Annotated in this window: 19 protein-coding genes; all 19 read left to right on the forward strand. The window is 47.8% G+C overall.

All coding sequences use genetic code 11. The features are described from left to right. Positions 1 to 4: 4 nt before the first annotated feature. On the forward strand, positions 5 to 640 hold the full coding sequence (gene spoIIIAG / locus AC506A_RS01580) for a stage III sporulation protein AG (protein ID WP_495459253.1): 636 nt from the start codon (positions 5 to 7) through the stop codon (positions 638 to 640). Positions 641 to 676: 36 nt separating this feature from the next. Continuing rightward, positions 677 to 1384 carry a SpoIIIAH-like family protein gene (locus tag AC506A_RS01585; protein ID WP_495459254.1) on the forward strand — a complete coding sequence of 236 codons (708 nt, stop codon included), beginning with the start codon at positions 677 to 679 and terminating at the stop codon, positions 1382 to 1384. Positions 1385 to 1649: 265 nt separating this feature from the next. Then, complete coding sequence (gene accB, locus AC506A_RS01590) at positions 1650 to 2147, forward strand: acetyl-CoA carboxylase biotin carboxyl carrier protein (RefSeq protein WP_495459255.1); 498 nt, start codon at positions 1650 to 1652, stop codon at positions 2145 to 2147. A gap of 55 nt (positions 2148 to 2202) precedes the next feature. Next, positions 2203 to 3561, forward strand: coding sequence for an acetyl-CoA carboxylase biotin carboxylase subunit (gene accC, locus AC506A_RS01595; RefSeq protein WP_495459256.1), 1359 nt, complete (start codon positions 2203 to 2205; stop codon positions 3559 to 3561). Between the two features lie 139 nt (positions 3562 to 3700). Further along, the gene (locus AC506A_RS01600; protein WP_495459257.1) at positions 3701 to 4108 is read left to right on the forward strand and encodes an Asp23/Gls24 family envelope stress response protein; all 408 of its coding nucleotides are present in this window, start codon (positions 3701 to 3703) and stop codon (positions 4106 to 4108) included. 100 nt (positions 4109 to 4208) lie between these two features. Further along, positions 4209 to 4772 carry an alkaline shock response membrane anchor protein AmaP gene (gene amaP, locus AC506A_RS01605; RefSeq protein ID WP_495459258.1) on the forward strand — a complete coding sequence of 188 codons (564 nt, stop codon included), beginning with the start codon at positions 4209 to 4211 and terminating at the stop codon, positions 4770 to 4772. An 11-nt stretch (positions 4773 to 4783) separates the two neighbouring features. Continuing rightward, positions 4784 to 5014 carry a DUF2273 domain-containing protein gene (locus AC506A_RS01610; RefSeq protein ID WP_495459259.1) on the forward strand — a complete coding sequence of 77 codons (231 nt, stop codon included), beginning with the start codon at positions 4784 to 4786 and terminating at the stop codon, positions 5012 to 5014. A 106-nt stretch (positions 5015 to 5120) separates the two neighbouring features. Next, positions 5121 to 5573 carry a transcription antitermination factor NusB gene (gene nusB / locus AC506A_RS01615; RefSeq protein WP_495459260.1) on the forward strand — a complete coding sequence of 151 codons (453 nt, stop codon included), beginning with the start codon at positions 5121 to 5123 and terminating at the stop codon, positions 5571 to 5573. Positions 5574 to 5692: 119 nt separating this feature from the next. Next, a complete protein-coding gene (folD, locus tag AC506A_RS01620) occupies positions 5693 to 6553 on the forward strand; it encodes a bifunctional methylenetetrahydrofolate dehydrogenase/methenyltetrahydrofolate cyclohydrolase FolD (protein WP_495459261.1) in 861 nt (286 codons plus the stop codon). An 11-nt stretch (positions 6554 to 6564) separates the two neighbouring features. Beyond that, complete coding sequence (xseA, locus tag AC506A_RS01625) at positions 6565 to 7917, forward strand: exodeoxyribonuclease VII large subunit (RefSeq protein WP_495459262.1); 1353 nt, start codon at positions 6565 to 6567, stop codon at positions 7915 to 7917. Between the two features lie 3 nt (positions 7918 to 7920). Further along, a complete protein-coding gene (xseB, locus tag AC506A_RS01630) occupies positions 7921 to 8178 on the forward strand; it encodes an exodeoxyribonuclease VII small subunit (protein WP_091219218.1) in 258 nt (85 codons plus the stop codon). A gap of 2 nt (positions 8179 to 8180) precedes the next feature. After that, entirely contained in the window at positions 8181 to 9092 is a 912-nt protein-coding gene (locus tag AC506A_RS01635; RefSeq protein ID WP_495459263.1) for a polyprenyl synthetase family protein, read from the forward strand. Between the two features lie 104 nt (positions 9093 to 9196). After that, positions 9197 to 11095 (forward strand): 1-deoxy-D-xylulose-5-phosphate synthase, encoded by a 1899-nt coding sequence (gene dxs, locus AC506A_RS01640; protein WP_495459264.1) that lies wholly within the window; start codon positions 9197 to 9199, stop codon positions 11093 to 11095. Positions 11096 to 11112: 17 nt separating this feature from the next. Continuing rightward, positions 11113 to 11946, forward strand: a complete 834-nt coding sequence (locus tag AC506A_RS01645; protein WP_495459265.1) for a TlyA family RNA methyltransferase — start codon at positions 11113 to 11115, stop codon at positions 11944 to 11946. 229 nt (positions 11947 to 12175) lie between these two features. Beyond that, positions 12176 to 12637 (forward strand): hypothetical protein, encoded by a 462-nt coding sequence (locus AC506A_RS01650; protein WP_495459266.1) that lies wholly within the window; start codon positions 12176 to 12178, stop codon positions 12635 to 12637. Positions 12638 to 12700: 63 nt separating this feature from the next. Beyond that, positions 12701 to 13150: a transcriptional regulator AhrC/ArgR gene (ahrC, locus tag AC506A_RS01655; protein ID WP_495459267.1), complete on the forward strand. Its 450-nt coding sequence runs from the start codon at positions 12701 to 12703 to the stop codon at positions 13148 to 13150. Between the two features lie 68 nt (positions 13151 to 13218). Beyond that, positions 13219 to 14919, forward strand: a complete 1701-nt coding sequence (gene recN / locus AC506A_RS01660) for a DNA repair protein RecN (RefSeq protein ID WP_495459268.1) — start codon at positions 13219 to 13221, stop codon at positions 14917 to 14919. Positions 14920 to 15042: 123 nt separating this feature from the next. Beyond that, complete coding sequence (gene spoIVB / locus AC506A_RS01665) at positions 15043 to 16368, forward strand: SpoIVB peptidase (protein WP_495459269.1); 1326 nt, start codon at positions 15043 to 15045, stop codon at positions 16366 to 16368. Between the two features lie 231 nt (positions 16369 to 16599). Beyond that, positions 16600 to 17415, forward strand: coding sequence for a sporulation transcription factor Spo0A (gene spo0A / locus AC506A_RS01670; RefSeq protein WP_495459270.1), 816 nt, complete (start codon positions 16600 to 16602; stop codon positions 17413 to 17415). The last annotated feature ends 72 nt before the right edge of the window (positions 17416 to 17487 follow it).

Genomic DNA, 17487 nt, shown 5'->3' on the forward strand with positions numbered 1-17487 from the left:
GACGTTGGCCAATTGGCTGAGTGGGTTAGAGTCAACTTTCGGCAGGGGGCAAGGCGGACCTAAGCGGGTCAAGACGCTGCGCTGGCTGCTCATTATTGGCTTAATCGGAATAGGGCTTATGGTGGTCAACTCTTTTCTGTCCTATCAGAAAGTACCGACTGAAGATCAGGCTGCTTCCGGGACGCCGCCTACTGAAGAAGCTTTCCTCGGCAATCAATCATCCGAACATTCGTCCTTTGATGGAATAGAGCATCCGCTTGAGACGAGGCTCAAAGATATTTTAGAGAAAATCGTCGGTGTCGGGCTTGTCGATGTCCTTGTGACCGTCGATTCAACAGAAGAGGTTACGGTTCATATCGATGAGAAAGAATCACAGCAAATTACGAACGAAATCGATAAGAACGGCGGCAAACGCAGCATTACTTCCATCACTAAAGAAGGCAAAGTGGTGCTCTACAACACGAATGGGGATACGGCACCGATAATCGTAAAACGCATCCAGCCGAAGATCCGCGGTGTTCTCATAGTGGCTAAAGGCGCGGAGAACGGCGTGGTTAGACGTTTAATTATAGACGCGGTGGAGAAAGGGCTCAATGTCGCGATTAACCGAATTTCGGTTGTACCACGAAAGCATCAATAATACTAATTGGACAATGAAAAGGGAGGCTGTTCGTTCATGAACAACAAAAGGCAAACGATTTGGCTGGTATCCATGCTGAGCTTGATGGTCATTTTATCGGCCTACTACTTGTTTACCGAAGATGTGAATCCATCACAGGTAGCAACAGACGGAACACAGCAAGAGCAGGTGAAGGGGGATGCAACTGAGGCATCCGGCACGACGGCAAACGATGATGGAATTACGGTTTCGGACGTTACTGACGGTTCAAGCGCGAATGCAGCTGACCCGAATGCAGCTGACTCAACTTCAAATGCTGCGCAGGATCAAGGAACCGCAACTGATCCTGCGGCTACGGCAGCTGCGAATCAGGAAGATCAAGAGGTGCTTCGTCAGCTCGAAGAAGCCGGCGGCTTTAGCGCTAGTGTATTCAGCCAAATGCAAGAGAAGCGTGATCAGAAATTATACGATGAGTATAATAAACTGTATGGCACGATCTCTGATACGAAGCAAGATGACAAAGCAGCCGGCTCTGCTGTCGAACAGCTGAATCTGCTTGAAGACAAGAGCTCTAAGATCACGGGGCTTGAGGAAGAGCTGGTGAAGCAATTCAATAACGCCGCTGTATATCCGGACGGTGATCGCTACAAAGTCGTTGTACAGAGCGACAAACTGGAGAAAAGCCAGGCTGACAGCATCCTTACAATGGTCATTACGGAGCTCGACGTTTCGCCGGAGCAAGTCACCATTCAGTACGTGAAGTAAGGCAAAAGCGGAAGGCCCCGATGCCAAAGTCAGTGGCAATGGGGCTTTTTCCCATCAAGGATGTATAAAAAATGGGTTCGTGTTCCGCGCGGTTTGTGCTATAATGATTTCGGTATGTGCAGGTTTTGGTAAATGTCACCTTATCTAAGGTGCAACCGACCTTACACAGTAGAAGCAGGCTGATGCATGCAGTAGAGCAGCAGGCAGCAACGCAATCACACAGCGTCTTCTTGCATGAGGCGCAAAAACTTATAGGAGTGAAACGATGTTTAAGCTGAGCGAGATTAAAGAATTGATCAAGCTGGTTGATGGGACTTCCGTACACGAACTTGAAATTGAAAACGATGGCGCCCGCCTGATGATCCGCAAGCCCGGCAAAGCGGAAGTGGTGAATGTACAAGCTGCGTCTCTCGTTCCTACATATACGCAGTCTTACCAGCCGCAAGTTCAACCGGCTCAAGGTATCCAAGGCGGCGCTCCGGCAGCAGCAGCTCCGCAGGCACCGGCAGCTAAAGAAGAGAACTATCACCAAATCTTATCTCCGATGGTCGGTACGTTCTACCGCGCATCTTCGCCTGAGAAAGGTGCATTCGTAAACGTAGGCGACCGCATTAACGAGAAGTCGATCGTATGTATTCTAGAAGCGATGAAGCTGATGAATGAGCTGGAAGCCGAAGTTCGCGGCGAGATCGTGGATATTCTCGTTGAGAATGGTCAGCTTGTTGAGTTCGGGCAGCCATTGTTCCTGGTTAAACCGGAGTAGCAGAACAAAGCGAAGGTGACACCTAGATACAATGCGCACGAGAGGAGCTTTTACCGTGAAATTCAATAAAATTTTGATTGCCAATCGGGGAGAAATTGCCGTTCGTATTATTCGTGCTTGCCGCGAGCTGGGCATTCAAACCGTTGCCGTCTACTCTGAGGCTGACCGTGAATCGCTTCATGTCCGTTTGGCGGACGAGGCGTATTGCATCGGTCCTGTTGCTTCCAAAGACAGCTATCTAAATTTAACTAATATTATGAGCGTCGCAACTTTAACGGATTGTGATGCTATTCATCCCGGCTATGGTTTCTTGGCGGAGAATGCCGATTTCGCGGAAATTTGCGAATCCTGCAATGTGACGTTTATTGGTCCTTCTCCTCAAGCCATCAGCAAGATGGGCGATAAAGCAGTAGCGAAGAAAACGATGAAGGAAGCGGACGTGCCGATTATTCCGGGCTCCGACGGACTTGTCGAGGATATGGATGATGCGATTCGCGTCGCACGCGAAATCGGTTATCCGGTTATTATTAAAGCGACTGCGGGCGGCGGCGGTAAAGGCATCCGGATCGCAGAAGATGAGGATACCCTTATTTCTCAAATCTCGACTGCACAGAACGAAGCGCAGAAAGCTTTCGGTAATGCAGGCGTGTATTTGGAGAAATATTTGACGGGCATGAAACACGTCGAGATTCAAATTATGGCCGATAAGCATGGCAATGCTGTTCACTTGTTCGAACGCGATTGTTCGATACAGCGTCGTCGTCAGAAGCTCGTTGAAGAAGCGCCATGTCCTGTGCTGAGTCCTGCAATGCGGGAACGTATGGGTCAAGCGGCAGTACGCGCTGCACTGGCTGTACAATATTCAGGTGCCGGAACACTGGAGTTCCTGCTTGGTCCAGATGGTAATTTCTACTTCATGGAAATGAACACTCGTATTCAAGTTGAGCATCCGGTGACGGAAATGATTACCGGCGTAGATTTGATTAAAGAGATGATTTCCGTTGCGGAAGGCAATCCGTTGTCGATCAAACAAGAAGAGCTGAAGATTAACGGCTGGTCGATTGAATGTCGGATCAATGCCGAAGATTCGGAACGCGGCTTTATGCCATCTCCCGGTCAAATCCAGTTCTATTTGCCGCCGGGCGGATTAGGCGTTCGCGTAGACAGCGGTGCTTATCCTGGCTATACCATTTCTCCTCATTACGACTCCATGATTGCGAAGCTGATCGTGTGGGGAGCAACGCGTGAGGATGCGATTGCAAGGATGAAACGAGCGCTTGCTGAGTTTGCCATCGACGGCATTCGCACGACGATACCGTTCCACATAAAGCTGCTTAATCATCCAAAGTTTCTCAAAGGAAATTTCGACATCAAGTTCTTAGAGGAAAATGACGTCAACAATCCGGAGGAATAATCGTCTGTTAGGACGGTAATCTCCATTGCAACGGTTTGTCATATTTCCCTCAGAATGCTATAGTATAGGAATAAGAAGCGGATAAGCTATCAGTTTTTCGATTGGTAGCAAGCTACTTTACGGGAGGTGTAGGATAACCATGAGTACGCTGGCAGCGGACTATGAGAAAACAGACATGGGCACTATTCAAATCGCACCCGAAGTCATTGAAGTGATTGCAGGACTTGCGACAATTGAGGTTCGTGGCGTGGCAGGCATGAGCGGCGGTTTTGCCGGTGGCATCGCTGAGCTATTGGGCCGTAAAAATTTGTCCAAGGGCGTTAAAGTTGAGGTAGGTCAACGCGAAGCGGCAGTCGATGTGTCCATTATTGTGGAATACGGTCATCGAATTCCGGAAATTGCGGCAGACATCCAAAACAATGTCAAACGTTCGATCGAAATGATGACTGGCTTGCATGTCGTCGAAGTGAATGTTCACATTCATGACGTTCATTTCAAGACAGCAGAGAAGCCGGAAGAAGAAGAGATCCAACTGCGAGTCAAATAACGGATCAAGCGTGAATGAATGACGACATACCCCCTAGTGGTTGGGCTTGCCGCTCGGCGCTAGGGGGTTTTATCTAGTGCGCCCCGAGGAGGAACTCTCGTTGATAAGAGTGTTGGATAAGCTTCTGCTGTTTCTATACAGCATCGCGATCGGCGCTGTAGCCGTTATCGCGTTTAGTGCAGGCGTATACTGGTTTCCTGAAGAATGGCTGAACAACCTGGTACATAATTTGTACAACGGTGATTACCGCTGGCTGCAAGCGACGGTTATTATTGTTTCCACGATTGTTTTATTAATCAGTCTTCGCTTCCTTTATCTATCGCTTCGTCGCAGCAACGCCTCGGCACCTTCGATCGATCAACGGACGGAATTCGGTGATATTCGTATTTCGCTGGAAACGGTGGAGAATTTGGCGCTTAAAGCAGCGAGCCGTCAAAAGGGTGTCAAAGATTTAAAGGCGCGGATCCGAATCAGTGAAGCGGGTATCGAAGTTTCGCTTCGTGCAATTGCAGATGGTGAGAGCTCTATTCCGACATTGACGGAAGAAATACAGCGTGCTGTCAAATCCCATGTGGAAGAGATTACAGGTATTCCTGTAGCTGGCGTGTCCGTATTTGTAGCTAACATCATCCAAACCGCGAACTTCAAAAGTCGCGTAGAATAGGGGTGATGCCGATGTGGAAGGAAATCTGGACAACCTATGGTGGACGGATCGCCGGTGTGTCAGTAGGTATCATTCTCGGATTACTTTATTTTATCGTAGGATTTTGGGATATGTTGTTTTTCGGCTTGCTGCTTTGGGTCGGTTACACGATCGGGAAAGTTAAAGACGAGCAAAGCGGTCCAATTATTCCGTGGCATCGGGTAACCGAATGGCTCATGGAGAGATGGCGGCCGTTCAAATAGTACTATGGTCTCCTCCGTACCCCGGACATTAGCACGTTGTATGTTCGGGGCAGGGAGGAGATCATATTTTGTAGATCGAATCTGAGCGAAATTGTCAGGAGGCCCCATGAAACGTAGGTTAGCGCGGGAGATTGTGGTACAGAGTTTGTACCAATTGGAAATGAATGAAGAAGCTACAGCGTCGTCAGCTGTAGATATGCTTGTTAACGAAGTGAATGAAGAGAATGAAATTGAAGCCGATGCGGCGGATGTGGAACGGATTAATGTTTATGTCCGTGAAATGGTTCAAGGTGTTATTGAACACAAGACGGCGATTGACGACATGCTGCAGAACTATTTAACAGGCTGGCAAGTGGATCGTTTATCGCGCGTTGACCGTCAAATATTGCGTCTGGCTTGTTACGAGTTGGTGTTCCGGGATGATGTACCTCCGAAGGCGATTATCAATGAGGCCATTGAGCTTGCGAAGCATTTTGGAACCGATGAATCCGGCAAGTTTGTCAACGGTGTTCTCGGACGACTGCTTCAGGCAGTGGACGAGTTAAAGCCGAAGGCGTAATATGTCATGCAGTTACTTAGCTTCATAACGAGTAGTACGAGCCCCTTAGAGCCCTCCATCATGAGGGATTTAAGGGGCTTACGAAAATTTATAATTAAGACACGATTGGGAGTGATTGCATGTCTGCACAGCGTATCGAGGGAAAAGTGATTTCAGATGCAATTCGTTTGGAAATTAGTGAAGCTGCGGCGAAGCTTGCCGAAAAGGACATTAAGCCAGGACTAGCCGTAGTATTGGTTGGTGAAGATCCGGCTTCCAAAGTATATGTGGGAAGCAAAGAGAAAGCTTGCCAGCAGCTTGGCTTCTACTCGGAAGTACATAAACTGGATGCAGCGACATCGCAAGAAGAGCTGCTTGCCCTAATCGATAAGTTAAACAATCAAGCGAACATTCATGGCATCCTCGTGCAATTGCCGCTGCCTAAGCACATTGATGAGAAAGCAGTCATCGATGCAATCAGTACGGCTAAAGATGTTGACGGTTTCCATCCTGAAAGCGTAGGTAATCTCGTAATTGGTGATGACAGTCTGCTTCCATGTACACCGGCCGGTGTCATTGAGATGATCAAACGGACAGGACTTACGATTGCAGGCAAACATGCCGTTGTCATCGGGCGCAGTAATATTGTCGGCAAACCGGTATCGATGCTGCTGCTAAGAGAACATGCGACTGTGACGATCTGCCATTCCAGAACGGCTAACATGGAGGAGATCGCGCGTACTGCCGATATTCTCGTAGTCGCAATTGGTAAAGCCAAAGCAATTGGTCGTCAATTCGTGAAGCCAGGCGCTATTGTAATCGATGTTGGCATCAACCGCCTTGAAGACGGCAAGCTTGCCGGCGACGTTGATTATGCTGATGTTTTGGATACAGCGGGCTATATTACCCCGGTTCCTGGCGGCGTTGGCCCTATGACCATTACGATGCTGATGCAAAACACGCTTAAAGCGGCAAAACAACAACACGCAATCAAGGAGTGAGTAATCCGAAGATGGCTGAACCGGCGCGTATACTTTCGATTAAAGAAATAAACCGCTATATCGGGATGAAGCTGGAATCGGACGAGCTGCTCAGCGACGTTTGGCTGCGCGGAGAAATATCAAACTTTACGCATCATTCCAGCGGACATATGTATTTCACGCTGAAAGACAAAGACAGCCGGTTGAAATGCATCATGTTTGCTTCCTATAATCAGCGACTTCCGTTCATCCCGAAGGAAGGTGCCAAAGTGTTGGCACGCGGTAATATATCCGTCTATGAACGAGATGGCAATTATCAATTTTATTGTATAGCGATGCAGCCGGATGGAATCGGCAGTTTATATCTTGCTTATGAGCAGTTGAAGCGCAAGCTTCAAGAAGAGGGACTATTTGATGGGGCAAGGAAAAGGCCGATTCCCCGTTTTCCGAAAGCAATCGGTATCATAACTTCACCAACAGGCGCTGCAGTTAGAGATATAATTATTACGCTGCAGCGCCGTCATCCTTCTGTGCCAGTGCTGCTTTTTCCCGTGCTGGTACAAGGGACAGGCGCAGCACCTTCGATTGTGAAGGCAATCGAAACAATGAACCGTTTAGCCGAAGTTGACGTATTAATAATTGGCCGGGGCGGAGGCTCTTTGGAAGAGCTTTGGGCCTTCAATGAGGAATCTGTAGCTAGAAGTATTGCAAAATCAGCCATTCCGATCATATCCGCCGTCGGACATGAGACGGATTTTACAATTGCTGACTTTGTGGCTGATCTTCGTGCTGCAACGCCAACAGCTGCTGCTGAGCTGGCTGTTACGAGTATGCAAGAGATGAGAACGAGACTTGCCCAAGTAGAATCCAGGCTCGTGCAGAACCTTCGAATGACTCTGCAGAATAGGAGAGATAGGCTTGCGAGACTGCGGAAATCACCGCTTTTCTTGAACCCGCGCAAGTATCTGCTCCAGCAGGCCGAACGGCTTGACCGTACGGAGGAGCGATTGAGGGCGAGAGCCGTTCGTTTCGCGGAGAAACACAGAGAGCGGTATGCAGCACTGAATCATGCGTTGACCCGGGTTCATCCGGGAGCTCAAGCAGCGCTGGCTGCTAAACAACTAGACCGATTGACCGTTCGATTAGAATCGACCATGCAGCAAGGCTTGAAAGAAAGACGAGTACAGCTTCTAGCTTCCATTCGGCAGTTGGATGCCCTCAGTCCCCTCAAAGTCATGTCACGGGGATATAGTTTAGTTTACGATGATAAGGATCAGAGGCTCATTAAATCCATTTCCGAAGTACAGCTTGGCGATTTGCTCCACGTTAAGGTAGCCGATGGTCAGCTGGAATGTCAGGTTTGGGGAATGAAAGGGGAGGCCTAGCAGATGGCAGCAGCTAAAGAACAAGAAGCGATGAGCTTTGAAGCGGCGATGGAGCGTTTGGAGTCGATCGTAAGCAAGCTGGAGAGCGGCGATGTTCCACTGGAGACGGCAATCGAGCTATTTCAAGAAGGAATGAAGCTGTCTTCGCTTTGCGGCTCCAAACTTGAGCAAGTAGAACGGAAGATCGAGGTTCTGATTGAAACCGAAAATGGCTTACATAAAAAACCGTTTGCGCAAGCAAATGAAGATAGAGGGGAATAACAGTGAAAACTTCGGTTTCTACTGCAGATTATTTAACACGCTCCGTTCTGGAAATCGAAGAGGCGCTGCATTCATCGCTCCCGCAGGGATGGGATATCCCGCCTAAGCTTCGTGAGGCCATGATGTATTCCCTTGAAGCGGGCGGCAAGCGTCTTCGTCCGATTCTTGTGCTTACAGCTGCCGAGGCGGTTAGTCAAGATCAAAAGGCACGTAAACAAGCGATGCCCATTGCTTGCGCGATTGAGATGATCCATACGTATTCGCTTGTCCATGATGATTTGCCTGCGATGGATAATGATGATTATCGTAGAGGCAAACTAACCAATCATAAAGTATTCGGTGAAGCGATGGCTATTTTGGCAGGAGACGGTTTGCTCACACATGCTTTCCACGCTGTGACTCAGGCTGCCGCACTTGGTGCATCGCCGGAGACAACGCTTGCGATTGTGGCCGACTTGGCTAAGCTCGCGGGAGCTGCCGGGATGGTTGGCGGACAGGTAGCTGATATTTTGGGTGAACAAGGTGTTACATCTCTGGAAGAGCTGGAATATATCCATCTTCACAAAACGAGCGATTTAATCGTCTTCTCTGTGCTGGCCGGTGCTCGTATCGGCGGAGCCAGCCAGCAACAGCTGGAATCGCTGCAGCAATTTGCTCGGAAGCTTGGTCTTGCGTTTCAAATCCAGGACGATATTCTCGATTTGATCGGTGACGAGTCTAAGCTCGGCAAGCCGGTTCAAAGTGATGTGGAGCAGCAGAAGGTGACTTATCCTTACCTGATTGGGATGGATGAAAGCCTTGCACTCGTAGAGCGGTTGACCCAAGATGCGAAGCAGGCACTTGCAGATGCAAAGCTTTCAATGCCTGATAATTTGCTCGCGATTGCTGATTATTTAATGCGCAGGGATCATTAATATAGCGAGACTTGGGATTTTTGCGTCGTTCTATGTTATAATTTAGCCACATTTGGAGTTTATTGGACAACGGGGATTGCCCACCGGGAAAGCGAGGAAATACCGTGTTACTGGAACACATTCATGACCCTAAAGATTTGAAATCTCTCTCAGTTGCACAATTGGAACAGCTCGCAGCTGAAATTCGTGCTTTTCTCATCGAAAAGCTTTCGGAGACGGGAGGTCATCTTGCGCCGAATTTAGGCGTCGTCGAGCTTACTTTGGCGCTGCATTATTTATTTGACAGCCCTAAAGATAAGTTTCTTTTCGACGTAGGCCATCAATCATACGTTCATAAAATTTTAACGGGTCGTAAGGACCAATTCGATACACTTCGTAAATATAAGGGCCTGTGCGGTTTCATCAAACGCTCTGAAAGCCCGCACGATGTATGGGAAGCAGGACACAGCAGCACATCGCTGTCTGCTGCAATGGGAATGGCGCTCGCGCGTGACTTGAAAGGCGAGAAGAACAAAGTTGTCGCGATTATCGGCGATGGCGCGTTGACGGGCGGTATGGCTCTGGAAGCGCTCAATCATATCGGACATGAGAAGAAGAATCTATTGGTTATTCTCAATGACAATGAAATGTCAATTGCGCCGAATGTCGGTGCCTTACATCATTATCTCGGCAAGATCAGAACAGATCGCCATTATCAGAAGGCGAAGGAAGAACTTAATCAACTGCTGAACAAGATTCCGGCAATCGGCGGCAAACTTGCTAAGACTGCGGAGCGATTAAAGGACAGCGTGAAATACTTGCTCATGAGCGGTATTTTGTTTGAACAGTTTGGTTTCACATACTTCGGGCCAGTCGACGGTCACGATTTGGCGCAATTGACGGAGCTGCTTGAACAGGCGAGCCATGTACCGGGTCCGGTTCTAGTGCACGTTATTACGACTAAAGGCAAAGGCTATTCGCCGGCGGAAGCCGATTCTCATAAATGGCATGGCATCTCTCCATACAAAATTGAGTCTGGTCAAGTGTTGAAGGCCGTAGGTCCGCCGATGTATACGGAAGTATTCAGCGATGCATTGATGGATCTGGCTGATGAAGATAACCGAATTGTAGCGGTAACGCCGGCGATGCCCGGTGGATCCGGGTTGATTAAATTCGCAGCTAAGTATCCGAATCGAATGATTGACGTCGGAATTGCCGAGCAGCATGCGGCAACGATGTGCGCTGCGATGGCGCTGGAAGGTCTAAAACCGGTATTTGCGGTATATTCCACATTCCTGCAACGTGCGTATGACCAAGTTGTTCATGATATTTGCAGGCAAAATACGAATGTCGTATTTGCGATTGATCGTGCAGGCTTCGTTGGACCGGATGGCGAGACACATCAAGGGGTATACGATATTTCTTACTTGCGCCACATTCCGAATATGGTGCTGATGATGCCTAAGGATGAGAATGAGCTTCGCCGCATGATGAAAACGGCAATCGATTATAATGAAGGCCCAATTGCGATTCGATATCCTCGAATTAACGGAGTTGGCGTACAAGTTGAGAAAGAAATGAAGCCGATTCCTTTCGGTACTTGGGAAACCGTGCGTGAAGGTGATTCGGCTGTCATCGCAGCCATCGGACCTATGGTTCAAGTTGCGGAAGAAGCAGCTGAGCTGTTGAAACGCGAAGGCCTCAATGTACGGGTGGTTAACGCGAGATTTATTAAACCGATGGATGAAGCGATGCTGCTGCAGATTGCTAAAGAAGGTTTGAATATGCTTGTATTGGAGGAAGGTGCAGTACAAGGCGGCTTAGGCAGTGCAGTGTTGGAATTCTATTCTTTGAATAATGAGCATAATATTTCGGTTCGCATTATGGGCGTTCCGGATCTATTTGTGGAACATGGGTCAATTAAAGAACAGCGTCAGGAAGTCGGCCTTACTGCCGAACATGTGGCAGCTGAACTGAAGACACTGCTGCCGCGACTTCGTAAACGCGTAACCGGCCAAGTGTAGAAGAGCAGGAGAAACCGATGACGATTGCGAAAGAACGAATTGATATTTTGTTAGTAGAGCAAGGCTTCTACGACAGCCGTGTGAAAGCGAAGGCGGCTTTGATGGCAGGGCTCGTCATCGTCGACGGAGAGCGGATCGAGAAGAGCGGCATGAAGGTGCCTAGAATGGCTTCTATTGTCGTTAAAGGAGCGCTGCATCCCTATGTCAGCCGCGGGGGGCTCAAGCTTGAGAAGGCGATCAAGCAATTCCAGCTTCAACTGGATGGAGCGGTCATGTTGGATATCGGCGCTTCCACCGGCGGCTTCACGGACTGTGCGCTGCAAAACGGGGCGGCATATGTGTATGCTGTCGATGTTGGCTACAATCAATTGGATTGGTCGCTGCGACAGGATGAACGTGTCAATGTGATGGAGCGTACCAATTTCAGGTATACTGTGCCGGAAGACTTGAAAGGTCCACAGCCGACATTTGCGACAATCGACGTCTCCTTCATCTCGCTTAAGCTCATTCTGCCGACACTTGGCACACTGCTTAAGCAAGGTGCAGGAATCGTAGCGCTGATAAAGCCGCAATTCGAAGCAGGTCGCGAGAAGGTTCCTAAATCAGGTGTGGTGCGTGAATCTGCTGTACATCGAGATGTGCTTGGGCAAGTGCTCCGTATGGCGGCTTCGGAAGGTTATGTGCTGGATCAGCTCACGTTCTCACCGATTACCGGTGGAGAAGGAAATATCGAATTTCTAGCTTACTGGCGATGGGAACCAGGTAGTCAATCAGAACCCCTAGGTGAAGAAGCTATTGCGGCCGTCGTGAAAGAAGCTGCTGGAACATTCTCTCAAGAGAGTAAAGTGTAACGAAATGAAAGCCTTTCTTCATGGCGGTGGCTGTGATGAAAGGCTTTTTTATGTTTTTTTAGGCAGTCCCTCTTTGCAGGAGGGACATTATTTGGTACACTAGGAACGAAACCAAACAAACGTTCGGTATTGGGCCGAAACCTCTGCACTAGTACTCCCGTTAGAGGAAAACCTTCCAGGAAAGCGAAATGAATAAGGTATGCCTTATCATAGTGCTGGAGGGATCCTGATGGGAAACTACGGGGACTGGCTGGTTATGATTGTCGCTGGCGGGTTGATCTTGTTCTGGCTTTATCGCATGTTTTACCGCTGGCTTCACGAACCGCCCGGAATGAATACGAAGCTTCTACTAAGCGATGCCGAAGCTGTGCGCGAGGATGATATTAACGTACAGTTTCTGGAGAACGCTGGCTATGAGGTTACACATGGCAAGTACCGAGTTCCCATTACGATCGACTTAGATGGCACAACTTTGCACAGCCGATTATTTATCGATTTATTTGCAGAGAAAGATGGCAAACATTATATTGTAAAAACAGCACGCGAACGGATGCCGATTGATTGGACAGGCAGTGGCGTTCGAGACCGATTGCTTGTCTATGCGCTGCTATTGCCTGAGTGCGAAGGGATCTTATTTGTAGATCATAAGGAGCTTACCGTTCGCATCATCACATTTCGATTCGGTTCTTAACAATTATGGAACAAGATTGATTTCTAATTCATGAATTCAATCTTAATCCTACAGGAGGAAATTATGAAGAGTGTCCGACAAATGAAAATACGCGAGCTAATCACAAGCCAAATCGTAGAGACGCAGGACGAGCTGGTCGATACGTTGCGATCGGAAGGCTTGCAGGTCACACAAGCGACCATATCAAGGGATATTAAAGAGATGCAATTGATCAAAGTTCCCATCGAGGATGGGCGGTACAAATACTCGCTGCCTCAGGAGACTAGATCCAACTCCATTCATAAACTGAAGCGGACGCTGTCCGATCACTTTCTTCATATCGACTACACGGATAATCTGGTCGTCATGAAGTGTTTGCCGGGTACGGCGAACGCGATTGGAGCCATGATTGACAATATGGAATGGCCAGAGATTATGGGCACGATCTGCGGGGATGATACGATTTTATTGATTTGCCGGACGAAACCGCAGAGCGGGGAAATTGTGGAACGACTACTGAGCTTAATGAATTAATGACGTAATGACGTCATGCATGCAAGTATACCAATGGGCGCGGAGAATCTTTAAGGAGGAGAGCAACTATGCTAAGCGAGCTGTCTATACGCAATTTGGCTGTTATTGAATATGTTTCGGTAAAATTCCACGATGGGTTTCATGTGTTAACAGGCGAAACCGGGGCGGGTAAATCCATCCTAATTGATGCGCTGAGCCTTGTGGTGGGAGGAAGAGGCGCATCTGACATGGTCAGATACGGCTGCGATAAAGCTGAAATCGAAGCCATGTTCGAACTGCCAGCTTCGCATCCGGTCTGGTACACGCTGAAAAAATTCGGCATTCATGTTTCGCCAGAAGAAGGGCTTGTCATTAGACGGGAGCTCTCCTCACAAGGCAAAAGCATCAGCCGCGTCAATGGGCATATCGTGACCTTATCGATGCTTCGCGAAACCGGGGAATGCTTAGTCAATATCCACGGACAGCATGAGCACCAGTCTTTGCTGCGAACTGAGAAACATTTGGAATGGCTGGATTTATATGCTGGAGGTGCAGTTGCAGAAACTCTGAATGCATATCGATCCATTTACAGAGAATATGAGAAAGCCCGCATTCAGCTTAAAGAACTGGAAGACACTTCGCGTCAGAATATGCAGATGCTGGACTTATTCCGCTTCCAAATCGAGGAGATCGCGTCTGCTCGGTTGAAGGCAGGGGAAGATGAAACATTGGCGGAAGAGAAGCAGAAGCTCATGTATGCAGTCAAACGCAGAGATTCGGCTTCCGAGGCATACGCGCTGCTGCACGGCAACAAAGGATTAGACGCAATTAGTCGTGCTGTCAGCCGAGTATCCGACATTCGGGAGTATGATCCCGTAATTTTAGAGCCGCTGCTGGAGCAGTTGCAATCGGCCTTTTATCAGCTTGAAGATGCTGCATTCCAGCTTAGGGACTACCGTGACACCGTTGAATCCGATCCGGAACGATTAACTTATATTGAAGATCGGCTTGATTTGATTCACAGCTTGAAACGGAAGTACGGGGAAACAATCCCTGATATTTTGTCCTATTTGAGCGGAATCAAGTCAGAAGCAGATAAGATCGAGAATCGTGACGAGTATTTGGCGCGATTGCAGGCAGACCAAATCCGTTTGTTCGCAGAAGCTGTTGTTCTCGGCAAAACGCTTTCCACGTACCGCAAGGATGCAGCTGATAAGCTGTCTGGAGCCATTGAGAGCGAGCTTCGCCAACTGCAAATGGAACGTACAACTTTCCATGTTCAGCTGCAGCAAAGTAAAGATGGTGAAACGTACAAGCTGCATGCAAACGGAATAGACGAAGCAGCATTCCTAATCGCACCGAATCCGGGCGAACCGTTAAAGCCAATCAGTAAGATTGCCTCCGGCGGTGAAATGTCGCGTATCATGCTTGCGCTCAAAACCATCTTTGCATCAATAGATGAAGTGCCTGTACTCGTATTTGATGAGGTGGACACAGGTGTGAGCGGCCGCGCCGCTCAAGCAATTGCCGAGAAGATGTCAAGACTGTCGACGCATTGTCAGGTGTTCTCCATCACTCACTTGCCTCAGGTTGCTTGTATGGCAGATCATCATTATGAAATCAAGAAAACGATCGTAGCAGAGCGGACTTCAACAATGGTCACAGAGCTTAGCTCGCCGACTCGTATTGAGGAGCTTGCCCGAATGTTGGGTGGTGTGGAAGTAACGGAAAAAACCCGTCATCACGCACAAGAAATGCTTGACTTGGCAGATAGACAAAAGGGAGCGTAATGGAAGGCAATTAGGGAATGTTTTTGGCGACATAAAACTGTTGGGGCGGGGATACCTTAAAGGTACGCAAATGGCGAACCACCTTTCTCGTCAAGCGATTTTGCAACAGGGAGCGTGAAGTCATTGAATGCCAATCAGCGGAAGCGGTGGCTGGGTTTACTTCTCGTTATCATCGTTTGCATGCTTGGTCTATCCTCTCCAATTCAACATTTCGCCGCATTTCCGAACGAAGTTCGTTTGTTCTCCGGCCAGTTGAAGCAGTTAGACTATGGTATGCCTGTACATGCTCAAGTTACCGTTGATCCGCACATGCTGCAAGTTAACGGTTCATCTGACCGTTCAATGTCCATTAATTTAAACAAACCGCTCTCCATCCAGTCGTCACACAGCGGAAAGACTACGATGAAATTGAAATTATTTGGAAAAATTCCGTTTAAGACTGTTAAAGTGAACGTTGTACCTGATTTACGTGTTATTCCCGGTGGACAAACCATCGGCGTCAAAGTGAAATCAGCCGGTATTATGGTTGTGGGTCATCATCAAGTCACGGATGCTAAAGGCGCTCGAGTATCTCCCGGCGAACAAGCGAATTTGCAGCTTGGCGATCTTATTATCCGAATTAATGGCAAGTACATTAACGAGGTGCATAAAGTTGCTCAGATGGCAGAAGAAGCAGGTGATGCGAAGCAGGCGCTGCAATTAACAGTTAAACGAGGTACACGATTATTTGAAACGAAGCTCGCACCTGTATTCGATTCGGAAGACCGTGCTTGGCGGTTAGGACTGTACATTCGAGATTCTGCTGCAGGTGTAGGAACATTGACTTTCTATGCTCCAGATCAAGGCGTCTACGGTGCGCTCGGACATGTCATTACGGATATGGATACTCAAACTCCGATTGAGGTTGGTGAAGGTCAGATTTTGCAGTCCAATGTGACGTCCATCAACAAGAGCCAAAATGGCGAACCCGGAGAGAAAAGAGCACATTTCATTAAAGAAAGTAAAGTGCTTGGCAATATAGAGCGCAATACGTCGTTTGGCATCTTCGGCAAAATGAAGGAGCTTCCGTCACACAGCTACAATCAGCAGTCGCTTCCTGTAGCATTCGCGGAAGAAGTGAAGGAAGGTCCGGCACAGCTGCTTACTGTTGTGAACGGACAGAAGGTAGAGCGTTTTAATGTGGAGATCATCCATGTCACAAGGCAGCAATCACCGGCAACGAAGGGCATGGTTATCAAAATTACGGACAAGCGTCTGCTTGAACAAACAGGAGGCATTGTACAGGGGATGAGCGGCAGCCCAATCATCCAAGATGGCAAGCTGATCGGCGCCGTTACACACGTATTTGTGAACGATCCTACATCGGGGTATGGCTGCTTTATCGAGTGGATGCTGCAAGATGCAGGTGTTCTCCTCAAACCAGCAAGCTTAAATCTTAAGGCGGCTTAGCCACCTTAAGATTTTTATTTTTTTGTCGAATTTTTACGAATTCTGAGAAATATTGTAGTAAATTATTTATTATAAATCAGATCAAATTAATAATAAAGAAAAATATTATTCGACAGAAGGAATTTCATTGGCCATGTCGAAAATGTTAGTTAGACAAGCAAAGATACGCACAGAGGGCTTTTAAGCGTTAACTACAATTGAGTGAATTACTAGTCTAAGGAGGACTATACCTTGCAAAGAATTGAAGTGTTGTTGGCTGATGACAATCGGGAATTTACGAATTTGTTGTCCGAGTATATTTCTGAACAAAACGATATGGTCGTTACCGGTGTCGCCTATAACGGCGAGGAAGTGCTTCGCTTGTTGGAAGAAACGCGGGAAGTGCCGGACGTTCTGATTTTGGATATTATTATGCCTCATCTTGATGGGCTTGGCGTATTAGAAAGACTTCGTGAAATGAATCTGCCGCAAATGCCAAAAATTATCATGCTCACTGCATTTGGTCAAGAGAATATTACTCAAAAGGCTGTACAGCTTGGCGCATCTTACTACATATTAAAGCCATTTGACATGGAAATTCTCGCGAACCGAATTCGCCAGTTGGTGGGTAACCCGACAGTCATTTCATCTTATAATTCTTCATCCTCATCGTCTTCCATTTCGAAATCGAATGTTGTACCAATTGCAAAAGGTAAAAACCTTGATGCAAACATTACGAGCATCATTCATGAAATCGGAGTGCCTGCGCACATTAAAGGGTATCAATATTTGCGTGAAGCCATTACGATGGTTTACAACAATATTGAAATTCTTGGTGCTATTACGAAGACGCTTTATCCTGCGATTGCCGAGAAGTTTAAAACGACGCCTTCGCGTGTTGAACGTGCTATCCGTCATGCTATTGAAGTTGCATGGACGCGCGGCAATATTGACAGCATCAGTCACCTCTTCGGCTATACAATCAATATCAGTAAATCAAAACCGACAAACAGCGAGTTTATCGCGATGGTAGCCGACAAGCTGCGGATCGAGCATAAGGTTTCCTGAGACGGTTAGAAGCTTTGCGTGGTAAGAGTTAACTAGTTATTGCTTTAAAGGTTACGATGAGTCTTGTACAAG

It is taken from the genome of Paenibacillus sp. N22P23, from assembly GCF_059383735.1.

Coding starts and splice junctions, on each gene's coding strand:
- AC506A_RS01585 (WP_495459254.1), top strand. CDS start 677: ATGAACAACAAAAGGCAAACGATTTGGCTGGTATCCATGCTGAGCTTG.
- accB (WP_495459255.1), top strand. CDS start 1,650: ATGTTTAAGCTGAGCGAGATTAAAGAATTGATCAAGCTGGTTGATGGG.
- AC506A_RS01600 (WP_495459257.1), top strand. CDS start 3,701: ATGAGTACGCTGGCAGCGGACTATGAGAAAACAGACATGGGCACTATT.
- AC506A_RS01610 (WP_495459259.1), top strand. CDS start 4,784: ATGTGGAAGGAAATCTGGACAACCTATGGTGGACGGATCGCCGGTGTG.
- nusB (WP_495459260.1), top strand. CDS start 5,121: ATGAAACGTAGGTTAGCGCGGGAGATTGTGGTACAGAGTTTGTACCAA.
- folD (WP_495459261.1), top strand. CDS start 5,693: ATGTCTGCACAGCGTATCGAGGGAAAAGTGATTTCAGATGCAATTCGT.
- xseA (WP_495459262.1), top strand. CDS start 6,565: ATGGCTGAACCGGCGCGTATACTTTCGATTAAAGAAATAAACCGCTAT.
- xseB (WP_091219218.1), top strand. CDS start 7,921: ATGGCAGCAGCTAAAGAACAAGAAGCGATGAGCTTTGAAGCGGCGATG.
- AC506A_RS01645 (WP_495459265.1), top strand. CDS start 11,113: ATGACGATTGCGAAAGAACGAATTGATATTTTGTTAGTAGAGCAAGGC.
- AC506A_RS01650 (WP_495459266.1), top strand. CDS start 12,176: ATGGGAAACTACGGGGACTGGCTGGTTATGATTGTCGCTGGCGGGTTG.
- ahrC (WP_495459267.1), top strand. CDS start 12,701: ATGAAGAGTGTCCGACAAATGAAAATACGCGAGCTAATCACAAGCCAA.
- recN (WP_495459268.1), top strand. CDS start 13,219: ATGCTAAGCGAGCTGTCTATACGCAATTTGGCTGTTATTGAATATGTT.